Raw genomic sequence first — 13,162 nt, 5'->3', positions numbered from 1 at the left:
TGCACTCAGTTAGATGGGTGCAGTCCTTATTTTATTGCTTAAGCTCTAAATTAAAAAATGTACATTACTAAAATTGAATTTAGTAATGTACATTTTTACTTTATATCTCTTTATTTTACGACAATATTGACAAGTTTGCCTGGAATAACGATGATTTTCACTAAGCTCTTTCCTGCCATGTATTCTTGAACCTTTTCATCGGCAAGTGCTACTTTTTCAATATCCTCTTTTGAAGCATCTTTTGCTACGACGATCTTAGCACGAACTTTACCAGCAACTTGTACAGCAATTTCTACTTCATCATCCACAAGCTTTGCTTCATCATATGTTGGCCATTGCTCATATGAAAGAGTTGAATCGTGTCCTAATAGTTGCCATAGTTCTTCTGCAATATGTGGAGCGATTGGAGCTAGCATTTTCACAAAGCCTTCAGCATAAGTCGTTGGAATCACATCAGCTTTATAGCAATCATTAATAAAGACCATCATTTGTGAAATAGCTGTGTTAAAGCGGATGCCTTCATAATCCTCTGTCACTTTTTTCACTGTTTGGTGGTATGATTTTTCAAGTGATTGATCGTTAGACACTTGAATTTTTGCTGAAATTGCGCCATCTTCTTCACTGACAAATAGACGCCAGATACGGTCTAAGAAGCGGCGTGCTCCATCTAAACCATTTGTAGACCATGCAACAGAAGCCTCTAGTGGGCCCATGAACATTTCATATAAACGTAATGTATCGGCACCATGTGACGTAATGATTTCATCTGGGTTGACAACATTGCCCTTAGATTTAGACATTTTCTCGTTACCTTCACCTAGAATCATTCCCTGGTTAAATAATTTTTGGAATGGCTCTTTTGTATGGACAACGCCTAAATCATAGAGAACTTTATGCCAGAAGCGAGCGTATAGTAAATGTAATACAGCATGCTCCGCACCACCAATATAAATATCAACAGGTAACCAACGTTTTAGTAACTCTGGGTCTGCAATCGCCTCTGTATTTGTAGGGTCGATATAGCGTAGGAAGTACCAGCTCGAACCTGCCCACTGTGGCATTGTATTTGTTTCACGACGTCCTTTTTTACCTGTCTCTGGATCGACAACATTTACCCATTCTTCAATATTTGCTAATGGTGACTCACCAGTACCTGATGGACGGATATTATCTGTTTTTGGTAGCATTAAAGGTAATTCTGATTCTGGAACTGGCGTAATCGTGCCATCTTCCCAATGAATCATTGGAATTGGTTCACCCMAAKAACGCTGACGGKAGAATAACCAGTCACGTAGACGATAAGAAATTTTCTTCTCCCCTACACCTTTTTCCGCTAACCATTCAATGGCTTTCGCAATGCCATCTGCTTTATTTAAGCCATTCAGGAATTCAGAGTTAATATGTTGACCATCACCTGTAAATGCTTCTTTGCTAATGTCTCCACCTTCAAGTACAGGAACGATGTCTAAGCCAAATTCAGTTGCGAATTCATAGTCACGTTCATCATGTGCTGGCACCGCCATAATAGCACCTGTACCATAAGACACTAACACATAGTCAGCAATCCAAATCGGCACTTTTTTACCGTTTATCGGATTCACTGCATAAGCACCTGTAAATACACCTGTTTTTTCTTTCGCTAAATCTGTACGCTCTAGGTCAGATTTCATTTTAACTTTCTCTAAATAAGCCTCAACAGCTTGGCGTTGGTCAGCTGTTGTAATTTGTTCCACTAATTTATGCTCTGGTGCAAGCACACAGTATGTAGCACCAAACAATGTATCAGGACGTGTTGTGAAAACTGTGAAGTTTTGATCAGAACCGTCAATGGCAAATGTCACTTCTGCCCCTTCTGAACGGCCAATCCAATTGCGTTGCATATCTTTAATAGATTCAGGCCAATCAACTTCTTCTAAGTCATCGATTAAACGATCAGCATAGGCTGTAATTTTAAGCATCCACTGCTTCATTGGTCTGCGTTCTACTGGATGACCACCACGCTCTGATTTCCCATCAATTACTTCTTCGTTAGCTAATACCGTGCCAAGTGCTGGACACCAGTTAACAGCTACTTCATCTACATAAGCTAAACCTTTCTTATAAAGCTGGATAAAAATCCATTGTGTCCATTTATAATACTCTGKATCAGTTGTGTTAATTTCGCGACCCCAATCATAGCTGAAGCCTAGCYCTTGWATTTGACGTTTAAATGTCGCAATATTTTTAGCTGTAAATTCAGCTGGATCATTCCCTGTATCAAGTGCATATTGCTCAGCTGGTAAACCAAAAGCATCCCAGCCCATTGGATGAAGTACATTATAGCCTTGCATACGTTTAAAGCGTGATAGAATATCAGTTGCCGTATACCCCTCTGGATGGCCTACATGTAGTCCTGCGCCAGATGGATAAGGGAACATATCTAAAGCAAAGAATTTAGGCTTCGCTGTTTCATTTTCAGTTTTAAATGTTTTGTTATCAGCCCAATATTGCTGCCACTTTTTTTCAATTTGTTCATGATTAAAACTCATTTTTTTTCCTCCTTCGATTGATCGTGCTGCTCTCCATCATAATTGAMAAAATATTTAAAAAATAAAAAAAACTCGCCCCTTTCTTATAGAAGGGACGAGAGAATWTGTACTCCCGCGGTACCACCCAAATTAGTGATTACACTCGGCTCAAGCTTCCTTAACGCGGAAGAAACGACACACGCTGTTTCACGCGGGCAGACTCAGAAGGCGAGTTCAACTTGCATTCTTACTAGCTCCCACCAACCGCTAGCTCTCTAAAAAGAACCACAAATCTACTATTCCTCATCACAGTCTTTACATGATATTGCATTTATTCTAATGGAAAGTATTGAAAAGCACAAGCCTTTGTTTACAGCTTACCCATTACTGAACAATTAAATCCTTTTCTTCCTTAGACTTTGATAAATCCTGACATTCATGAAAAGCAAAGTGCTGACAACCAATACATTGATTGACGTTTAAATAATGGAAAGCTTTTGTAATCGCTTCTCCAGTATGCTGAAAAAAATGCTGCGCGCCTATTTTATCGTAAAGTCCATTGTGCTGAAGAGCATCCTTTAAATCTCCTTGCACACCCGTTACCAAAATAGTACCGCCCTGTGCTGTATAATTTTCAATGATATTACTAAAATATGCTTCTCCAGTAGAATCCATAAAGGGCACTTTCCCCATCCGTAATATCAAAACTCTTGGTTGCTGATGCAAAGTACTTTCAATCGTTTGTTCAAACATTTGTGCAGCACCAAAAAACAACGGCCCTTCAATTGTGTACATACTAATTTGCGGGCAATCATGCTGCTGATGCACTACATGTGGCTGTACCTTTTCACTTTTATTTGAATGATCTGGAAGTACTTTTGTAACWACAAGCTTTTCAMTCATRCGTTTCGCAAATAATAGCACAGCCAGCACAAGCCYTACCTCAACTGCTAATGTAAGACKMGTGAATACCGTTAATAAAAAGGTAATCAATAATACCAGTGAGTCGCCTGATTTTAATTTTGCGATATGTGAAAAATGATGTCGTTCACTCATATTCCAAGCTACGACCATCAATACCGGAGCCATGCTTGCTAACGGAATATGAGATGCATATGGAGCTAATAACAATAATGTGATTAAAACAAACACACCATGAATGATACCCGACATAGGAGATACTGCGCCTGTTTTGATATTGGTCGCTGTGCGTGCAATGGCGCCTGTTGCTGGAATACCACCGAATAAAGGCGTCACAATATTAGCAATCCCCTGACCAATTAACTCACGATTACTGTTATGCTTACTATTTGTCATCCCATCCGCCACAACTGCCGATAATAGAGACTCAATACCACCTAGCATTGCAATGACAAACGCTGGGCCAATAAGTTGTTGTAATCGTTCGAGCGTGATGTTTGGTAAGGCGAAATGAGGTAATGTATTAGGAATTTGCCCATAAGCCGTTGCAATGGTAGCAACTTGTCCTGAAAAGAAGAAAGTTGCCATAAGTGTAGAGACAACGATACCCGCTAATGCTCCTGGAACCTTTGGAAAAAACTTTGGAGTTATCATTATTGTCGCCAAGCATACGACAGCAGTAAGAATACTATACGTATTTGTCGTACCAAGCTGCTTAATGATTTCCTGTATGTTGGCGATAAAATATTCATGCCTTTTAACATTTGTGAGCCCTAGAAAGTTAGCGATTTGACCTGTAAAAATAATCACTGCTATCCCTGCTGTAAAACCAACTGTTACAGGACGTGGAATAAACTTAATTAAAGTCCCTAACTTAAAAAAGCCCATGACACAAAGCAATACCCCTGCCATTAAACCCGCAAGTAATAAATCTTCATAGCCATAGGTAAGAACAATCCCCAATAAAATTGGCACAAACGCCCCCGTAGGCCCACCTATTTGATATTTAGAACCTCCAAAGAGAGAAATAAGAATACCTGCAATGCAAGCCGTATAAATCCCATATTCAGGTTTCACACCCGATGCTATGGCAAAGGACATGGCAAGTGGAATAGCAACGATTCCCACAATAATCCCTGACAATAAATCCTTCTTTACATGTTGAACTGAATATCCTTCAAAGCGTCCTGTAAACAGTGACTTCATAGATAAATCTTCCCTTCGAAATAATAAGCAAAGCCCAATTTTTCATCATCATTGATTTACTTATTCTCTTCGTCACCTTCATTACTTGTCATTTCCTCTAATCTCGAAATGGTATTAACCAAATGGTTATTAAAAATATCCTTTGCCACCCCAAGTAATGCACCAATCATTGGGTCACTTAAAGAATAATAAACTTTTTTTCCTTCCTTCACGCCATAAACAATATTTTTAGCACGCAATACACTTAATTGCTGAGAAACGGCAGAACCCTCTTTCTCTAAGCAATCTTGAATCTCATTGACACTTTTCTGTCCATCTACAAGGAGTTCAAGTATTCTGATGCGTAACGGATGTGCTAATGCTTTGAAAAAATCCGCTTTAAACTGTTGTAAGCCCTCGTCCATAAAAAATCCCTCCATATAACTACATATTCAAATATTTGAATATGTATGATTGTAATCCTGTCACAACATTTTTTCAATATCTACTATTAAAAAAAGAACAAAAACAAGTGCTTAACACTCGTTTTTGCTCTTTTCAGTGCGACATTATTAATCTGCTACTATTTTGTTCTTCTTTAAAGGATAATCGTATGTTAAACATGGAATAATCGCCAATAGTACGATGACCACCAATGTTAAAACGAGAGGAATCATGCCAAATTGATCTACCATAATACCACCAAATAGTGGACCAATCATCCGTCCTCCAGTAGCAGCACTATTGATAATCCCTTGATAGAATCCTTGACGACCTTTTGGTGCCAGTTGATTAGCAATCGTTGGTAATGCAGGCGTATAAAACATTTCACCAAATGTTAAGACAAGCATCGCTGCTCCAAACATTTTAAAATCGTTTGCAAAGGCAATAATACCAAAGGAAAGTGCAATCAGCGTTACACCAAATACTAACTGGCGCTTTAAATTGTGTTCCCACCGCTTTACGAGTGGTGCAATGAGTGGTTGCCCAATGACAATTAGAAGGCCGTTGATTGTCCAAAGTAAGCTATATTGCTTTAATCCCAATCCTAAATCTTGTGTATAAGATGAAATGGTTGCACTCCATTGAGAATATGCTAGCCAGCATAAAACGGAGGATGCACTAATTATTAACAAAGCATAGAAAGGTGCCTTGTTTACGATTCGCTTACTTTCGCTCAAGACATTTTTAGGTGCAATACTGCCCGCCTCCAAACGCTTAAATGTAAATAAGGCAATGAAAAAGAATAAAATATACATACCTAAATTCACTTTAAACACDTAGTCAAATTGATAATCTGCCACTATACCGGCAAGGGCAGGACCTACAGCAACACCGACATTTTGTGCTAAATAGATAGTATTAAAAGCCTTACGTCCACCTTCTGGCCAGGCAGCCCCAGCTAAGGCAAACATACCTGGGAAAACAATGCCCCCACTAAAGCCTAGTATCGTTAAAAACCACACATAATGTGGCCAACCGTGCCAAATTGTTAAGCCAATTAATGAAGCAATCGTTAACAGGATACCAAGCATAATAGCTTTATAGCCACCAATTCTATCAAATAAGTAACCACCTAATAGATTACCTAATACTCCAGCAGCAGAATTCAGCATTAAGACAAAACCAGCCATAGCTAAAGATTTGCCTAAATAATCATGCATATAAATGGCATTCAAAGGCCATAAAAAAGAGTTGCCTGTTGTGTTCACAAGCATTCCGATAATTAAAAACCAAACACGTTTTGGCATAGGATGACCTCCATTATTTCGCTTCTCTAAATAGTTAGTGTATGCTGAAATACTTAAAAGTACAAGGAAAATAATTTTACCTTTTTTACAAGACTTCTATCCTATTTTCAATCGTATTTAGTTTTGTTCMTTTCCATTTTTCTTTATCCAAATCATGATATTACCCTTACCCCATGACGGAACGAAATGCACATGATAGAATAGAGCGTTAGAGGAGTGAAATAAATGACAGAGACGAATTTTCCTTTTCCTTCAGAGGGGAAAAGATACTATACATGGAATCGCTATTTACGTGACCAATTTGGTCATAAAGTATTTAAAGTGGCATTAGATGCAGGTTTTGATTGCCCTAACCGCGACGGCACAGTTGCTTTCGGTGGCTGTACATTTTGCAGTGCTGCAGGTTCTGGTGATTTTGCTGGTAATAAGGTAGATCCAATTGATGTTCAATTTGCTGAAATCCGAGACAAAATGCACCAGAAATGGAAGGATGGCAAATACATGGCCTATTTCCAAGCCTACACAAATACACATGCCCCTTTGCCAGTTTTAAAAGAAAAATTTGAAGCAGCTTTAGCGCAAGAAGGTGTAGTAGSTCTTTCTATTRSWAMWCKKMMYKAMTGTTTACCCGATGATGTTGTCGAATATTTAGCAGAGCTAAATGAGCGGACGTATTTATGGATTGAGCTCGGTCTACAAACGGTGCATGAGAAAACGGCTAATCTTATTAATCGTGCCCATGATTATGCAACGTATGTGGAAGGCGTTGAAAAATTGCGTAAGCATGGCATTCGTGTTTGCTCACATATCATTAACGGATTGCCTCTCGAAGACTATGACATGATGATGGAAACAGCACGAGCAGTTGCACAATTAGATGTCCAAGGCATTAAAATCCACTTACTTCATCTATTAAAAGGAACGCCTATGGTGAAGCAATATGAAAAAGGTATGCTAGAATTTTTAGATCAAGATGTATATACAAAACTAGTAGCAGACCAATTAGAAATTTTACCACCAGAGATGGTCATTCATCGTATTACAGGTGATGGACCGATTGATTTAATGATTGGACCCATGTGGAGTGTAAATAAATGGGAAGTACTGAATGGCATTGATGCTGAGCTTGAACGTCGTGGTAGTTGGCAAGGGAAGTTGTATAAGGCAGAGGTTATGAAATGATACTACAACGCGTTTTACAATATGCCCAGCAGTTATTAAAAGATAATATAAAAGAGGGAGATACAGTTGTTGATGCAACTGCTGGAAACGGCCATGACACATTGTTTCTGGCACAGCTTGTTGGGGATGAAGGGCAAGTTTATGCCTTTGATGTCCAAAAAGAGGCGGTTGACGCGACACTCCTCCGACTTTTAGATCATGGTTTAGAACATCGAGCACTCGTTTTAAATAAAGGACATGAAGAAGTTACACAGTTTGTACACAAGCCAGTAACTGCGGCAATCTTCAATCTCGGCTATTTACCTGGTAGCAACCATGATATTATTACAAGACCTAATACAACAATCCAAGCCATTGAGAATATATTAAAGCTMTTAAAAGTRGGCGGTTTGATTGTTCTTGTTATTTATCATGGTCATCCAGGTGGAAAAGAAGAGCGTGATAAGGTCATTGATTATGTAAGCCAACTGCCACAAAAATATGTTCATGTCTTAAAATATGCATTTCTGAATCAACAAAATGATCCACCCTTCGTCATTGCATTAGAGAAAATGAAAGAACATCCTATTCAATAATTACATGCTAAAAGGCGATCAGCTAGTTTCTATCAAACTAGCTGATCGCCCTTGCTCTTTATCTACTTGTTATTGCGTTTTTCATTATAGTCAACCCAGAAATCTGCACCTTTAATTCCTAGTTTACGAGGATCAAAGACTGGGTCTTTTCCTTCTTTTTTCTGTTTCTCGTAATCTTTTAATGCGACAATAGCTGGTTTCATGATAATTAAAATAGCTATAACGTTAATCCAAACCATCAAACCAAGACCTACATCTCCCATTGCCCATGCAAGACCAGACGTACGGATTGTACCATAAAAGGCTGCAACTAAAATGGCAATTTTCGCAATCCAAATGAATACCTTTTCTGTGCTACCTCTAAATAAGTAAGCGACATTTGTCTCTGCAATATAGTAGTAAGCCATGATTGTTGTAAAGGCAAAGAAGAATAACGCAATGGCTACAAATGGAGCACCAAAGCCAGGTAATGATGAGTCAACTGCATATTGTGTATAGGCTGCTCCTGCTTCAATACTTTTCGCAAAAGTCATTTGCTCATCGCCTGCTAATCCACCACTATTAAATTCTCCAATATGGATAAATGGATCTGCTCCCTCAGCTGCCTTTTCATCTTGTACATTGTACATACCTGTAAATAAAATCATAAATGCCGTAGCAGAACAAATTAATAATGTATCAATATAAACAGACGCCGCTTGTACAATTCCTTGCTTAGCAGGATGTGATACTTCCGCAGCTGCCGCAGGGTGAGCACCAGTTCCTTGACCAGCCTCATTAGAGTAAATTCCACGTTTAACACCCCAAGCAATCGCTGAACCAATAATGCCTCCAAAAATTTCTTGAGCCCCAAATGCACTAGAAAAAATTAATCCGATAACCGTTGGTACTTGTGAAATATTCATAAAAATAATGATAATGGCCATAATGATATAGGCTAATGCCATAAACGGTACAATAATCTGGGCAGCATTTGCGATTGATTTAACACCCCCGATGATAATAGCACCTAATAAAACAACAATAATAAGTCCTGTGATCCATGTTTCCAAACCGAAAGCGTTTTCAACAGCACCTGCGATGGCATTCGACTSCACACCAGGCATCAAAATTAACATTGCTATTAAAGCCGCCACAGCAAAAATAACTGCAAACCATTTTTGGCCCATTCCTTTTTCTATGTAAAAGGCTGGTCCACCACGATATTCTGTATCTTTCTCTTCTTTATAGATTTGAGCTAATGTTGACTCTACATACGCGGTAGCCGCACCTATGAAAGCGATTGCCCACATCCAAAAKACAGCACCAGGTCCTCCCATTCCAATCGCGGTCGCAGTACCAGCAATATTACCTGTACCTACACGTCCTGATAATGCGATAGACATTGCTTGGAATGAAGATATTCCCTTTTCTGACTTCTCCCCTTTAAACATTAAAACAAACATATCTTTAATGTGCCTTACTTGTAGGAACCTTGTAATAATTGAGAAAAATAACCCAATTAATAAGATGCCATAAATAAACCATGGTCCCCATAAAATACCATTCAACTTCTCTACAATTACATCCATKTTACCCCTCCAATTTGAATTACCTTACTTTAAGTCATTATAGTATTACACCCTTATGAAACAACCAATCCCACAAGACANTAACAATATTTAAGTAAGTAACCTAGTAAATGGAAGGGTATAAACCTATTTAATTATATAACCAATTCTTCGAAGAGCATTATTAATAAAATCTCGTATATACATAAAAATCTCTTCGCGCTCTCCCTCATGAAATAAATTATGATAACAATTTGCCCATTCTTTAAACTGAAATTCCGTGAATTCCTGTTGATGAAGCCAATTTCGAGTTTGGCGAGTGTCCGTAATTTTATCCTTCTCAGCAGTCATAATTAGCATAGGCATATTAGGCATTTCACCTTTAGGTAGCATCACTAAATTTTTCATCATCTGCTGAAGTTCTCGATACCATTTCACAGAAACAACAGACATGAGGGGTACATCATCTTTCATTTCTTCTCTGCCTTCAACACTACGCGTTAATTTCTCTAATGTAATATCATGTGTCAACTTAACATTGGCTGTTAACGCACTTAGACTTGTTAAAGCATTTGTTAATTTACCTGGTAATAGCTTTAGTTGCAACCAAGGTGATGTTAAAATAATGCCTGCACATTCATATTGTCTCTTTTGCAGTGTATGGAGGATTAATGTTGCACCTAGTCCATGCCCTATTACAAAGGTTGGTAAATTATATGAAAAAGCATTTTCAATCAGGTTTCTTGTATACTTATTGTACAATTTGAAGTCTTCATCATGGACTCGAGCAAACCTTGCATTACCTCCATGATTCGGTAAATCTCCCATGACTATGTGGAAGCCTTCTAATCTTAATTTCTCTATCAGCCATGCATACCAACGGTGATTTTCATAAGCACCATGAAGAATAGCAATCACAGCTTTTGCTTGTCCATCAGCTTCCCATTTCCACATTACATAGTCCTCCTAAAAAATGATTACACTTTGATTATATCGAAATAAATAGCACATTTTAATTTTATATTTCCATAAAGTTGCGTATTTGATACGATAATACTACATTATAGAAAGAAAAGAGGCGATTTTCATGATTTATCCATTTAAAGATAAAACGCCAAAGATCGATCCGTCTGTTTTCATTGCTGATTACGCAACTGTTACGGGCGACGTAACAATTGGCGCCGAAACAACTATTTGGTTTAATACGGTTATTCGTGGTGATGTTTCCCCAACGATTATTGGTAAACGTGTCAGTATCCAGGATCTTTGCTGTTTACACCAAAGCCCAAAATATCCGCTCATTATTGAAGATGAGGTAACAGTTGGACACCAAGTCACTTTACATAGTTGTACAATTCGCAAAAATGCCTTAATTGGTATGGGATCCATTATTTTAGACGGAGCTGAGATTGGAGAAGGTGCATTTATTGGAGCTGGAAGCCTAGTACCTCCTGGTAAAGTCATTCCTCCAAATAGTTTAGCATTAGGTCGTCCAGCAAAAGTTGTCCGAGAATTAAATGCTGAAGATAAAGAGGATATGGAACGCATCGTACGAGAATACGCAGAAAAAGGTCAATATTATAAATCACTTCAGAAATAAATAACCTACACAAAAAATCAATACTAACGAAAAAATCCCTCGCGTTGTCGTGTACCGAATATGTTCACGAATCCTGTTGTGGTCGTTAAGTGAGATGAACAATAGGAGCAATGTTGCCCCTTTGCTTATTAATACATCAGAATAATTTTCTAATGACTTCATTACTTTAGTTCAATAGTTTATAAACGTGCTTTTTCTCGTAGCGCGTCTGCTCTATCAATTTGCTCCCATGGTACATTTAAATCTGTACGACCAAAATGTCCATACGCAGCAGTTTGTTTATAAATTGGACGACGAAGATCAAGCATTTTAATGATACCTGCTGGGCGTAAATCGAATAGCTCGCGTACCCATTCAACGATCTCGCTTTCTTTCACTCTACCTGTGCCAAATGTATCGACAGCAATGGAAACAGGCTGAGCAACGCCAATCGCATAGGCAAGTTGCACTTCAGCACGCTCTGCTAAGCCAGCTGCTACGATGTTTTTCGCTACATAACGTGCTGCATATGCCGCCGAACGGTCTACCTTGGTTGCATCCTTACCTGAGAAGGCACCACCACCGTGACGTGCATAACCACCGTATGTATCAACAATGATTTTACGTCCTGTTAATCCAGCATCACCTTTTGGCCCACCAATTACAAAACGGCCAGTTGGATTGATGAAGTATTTCGTATTAGCATCTAATAATTCACTCGGTACGACTGGTGCAATAACAAATTCTTTTAAATCTGCTTGAATTTGTTCAAGTGTTGCTTCTTCATCATGCTGTGTTGAAATAACAATTGTATCCACGCGAACCGGTACATTATTGTCATCATATTCAATCGTTACTTGCGTTTTACCATCAGGACGTAAATAGGCAAGTTCACCTGATTTACGTACTTCTGTTAAACGGCGTGCTAATTTGTGTGCCAAGCTAATTGGTAATGGCATTAGCTCTGGTGTTTCATTACATGCATAGCCAAACATTAAGCCTTGGTCACCAGCACCAATTGCTTCTATATCAGCATCTGTCATAGAGCCTTCACGTGCCTCTAATGCCTGATCAACACCTTGAGCAATATCAGGTGATTGTTCGCCAATTGCCACAAGCACCGCTAAGTTCTCAGCATCAAAGCCATATTTACCTCGTGTATAGCCAATTTCAGCTACAGTGTCACGAACAATACCTTTAATATCCACATAAGTAGAAGTAGTAATTTCTCCTGCTACTAATACTAATCCTGTTGTTACAGTTGTTTCACACGCTACACGTGCATTTGGATCTTCTGCTAAAATAGCATCTAAAATGGCATCCGAGATTTGGTCACAAATCTTATCTGGATGTCCTTCTGTTACACTCTCTGATGTAAACAGTCGACGGTTTGTCATTTGGTTTTCCTCCTAAATACTCTTACAATAAGTAGTTGTGTATGAATACGGTACTCATTACCCATGTCAAGTCCGCTCCTAAGGATTGAACTCTCAAGCCGTTACTGCTGCTTTTAACACGAGGATTTCGAAAGATCCGTCATTATAATAAGGAAAGAACTACATATACTTACCTTTACATTGATTTTTAACAATAAAAAAATCCTTTTCTCACGTTACTTTACATGAGGAAAGGAATAATGACTGCGTAACCTTTCACTCTTATCGTTCAAGGGATGTTCCCTTGCATMWSKTYRSCMCYAWCGCATGTCGTGAAATAGTTCATGCAGGTTGCCGGGTTTCACAGGGCCTGACCCTCCACCAGCTCGGGATAAGAGTATCCGTTCAATCTCATGTTACTGAAAAGGTCGAACGTTGTCAAATATTTTCTTATGTATTACTGTATAGAAAGGAAAGAACTTATTACACAAAAACTTTTCATACTTGGATGATGATGTAAATAGAAGCAAATTAAT

Annotated in this window: 9 protein-coding genes, 1 pseudogene, 1 riboswitch and 1 other annotated feature; of the genes and pseudogenes, 3 read left to right on the top strand and 7 right to left on the bottom strand. The window is 38.6% G+C overall.

Translation table 11 applies throughout. The features are described 5' to 3' along the window. Positions 1-110: 110 nt before the first annotated feature. From leuS to ACHZEU_RS19380, 4 genes are all read right to left on the bottom strand, one after another. Entirely contained in the window at positions 111-2,528 is a 2,418-nt protein-coding gene (gene leuS, locus ACHZEU_RS19395; protein ID WP_404803656.1) for a leucine--tRNA ligase, read from the bottom strand. Between the two features lie 87 nt (positions 2,529-2,615). Beyond that, positions 2,616-2,826, bottom strand: a binding site (T-box leader). 65 nt (positions 2,827-2,891) lie between these two features. Beyond that, positions 2,892-4,634, bottom strand: coding sequence for a SulP family inorganic anion transporter (locus ACHZEU_RS19390; RefSeq protein ID WP_404803655.1), 1,743 nt, complete (start codon positions 4,632-4,634; stop codon positions 2,892-2,894). 56 nt (positions 4,635-4,690) lie between these two features. Beyond that, positions 4,691-5,038 carry a helix-turn-helix transcriptional regulator gene (locus ACHZEU_RS19385; protein ID WP_048391099.1) on the bottom strand — a complete coding sequence of 116 codons (348 nt, stop codon included), beginning with the start codon at positions 5,036-5,038 and terminating at the stop codon, positions 4,691-4,693. 147 nt (positions 5,039-5,185) lie between these two features. Further along, on the bottom strand, positions 5,186-6,364 hold the full coding sequence (locus tag ACHZEU_RS19380; protein ID WP_404803654.1) for an MDR family MFS transporter: 1,179 nt from the start codon (positions 6,362-6,364) through the stop codon (positions 5,186-5,188). A gap of 225 nt (positions 6,365-6,589) precedes the next feature. Here ACHZEU_RS19380 and ACHZEU_RS19375 point away from each other — a divergent pair. Both ACHZEU_RS19375 and ACHZEU_RS19370 read left to right on the top strand, forming a co-directional pair. Then, positions 6,590-7,546, top strand: a pseudogene (locus ACHZEU_RS19375) (TIGR01212 family radical SAM protein). Continuing rightward, positions 7,543-8,121 carry a class I SAM-dependent methyltransferase gene (locus tag ACHZEU_RS19370; RefSeq protein WP_048391092.1) on the top strand — a complete coding sequence of 193 codons (579 nt, stop codon included), beginning with the start codon at positions 7,543-7,545 and terminating at the stop codon, positions 8,119-8,121. The pseudogene ACHZEU_RS19375 and the gene ACHZEU_RS19370 overlap by 4 nt, the downstream one beginning before the upstream one ends. A 62-nt stretch (positions 8,122-8,183) precedes the next feature. Here the strand turns inward: ACHZEU_RS19370 and ACHZEU_RS19365 are convergent, their stop codons facing one another. Beyond that, positions 8,184-9,692 carry an alanine/glycine:cation symporter family protein gene (locus ACHZEU_RS19365; RefSeq protein ID WP_404803653.1) on the bottom strand — a complete coding sequence of 503 codons (1,509 nt, stop codon included), beginning with the start codon at positions 9,690-9,692 and terminating at the stop codon, positions 8,184-8,186. 126 nt (positions 9,693-9,818) lie between these two features. Beyond that, positions 9,819-10,625 (bottom strand): alpha/beta hydrolase, encoded by an 807-nt coding sequence (locus tag ACHZEU_RS19360; RefSeq protein WP_054549914.1) that lies wholly within the window; start codon positions 10,623-10,625, stop codon positions 9,819-9,821. A 133-nt stretch (positions 10,626-10,758) separates the two neighbouring features. On the opposite strand from ACHZEU_RS19360, the gene ACHZEU_RS19355 reads away from it, so the two are divergent. Continuing rightward, positions 10,759-11,271 carry a gamma carbonic anhydrase family protein gene (locus ACHZEU_RS19355; protein WP_016994472.1) on the top strand — a complete coding sequence of 171 codons (513 nt, stop codon included), beginning with the start codon at positions 10,759-10,761 and terminating at the stop codon, positions 11,269-11,271. A gap of 179 nt (positions 11,272-11,450) precedes the next feature. On the opposite strand, the gene metK is transcribed toward ACHZEU_RS19355, so the two are convergent. After that, positions 11,451-12,647: a methionine adenosyltransferase gene (metK, locus tag ACHZEU_RS19350; RefSeq protein WP_054549913.1), complete on the bottom strand. Its 1,197-nt coding sequence runs from the start codon at positions 12,645-12,647 to the stop codon at positions 11,451-11,453. 258 nt (positions 12,648-12,905) lie between these two features. After that, positions 12,906-13,024, bottom strand: a riboswitch (SAM riboswitch). Positions 13,025-13,162: the final 138 nt, after the last annotated feature.

Origin of the sequence: Lysinibacillus sp. S1, assembly GCF_044986265.1 — a bacterium.
In the GTDB taxonomy this organism is placed as follows: domain Bacteria; phylum Bacillota; class Bacilli; order Bacillales_A; family Planococcaceae; genus Lysinibacillus; species Lysinibacillus capsici.
The sequence above is the reverse complement of the archived record's forward strand: the minus strand, read 5'-3'. Positions and strand labels throughout refer to the sequence as shown.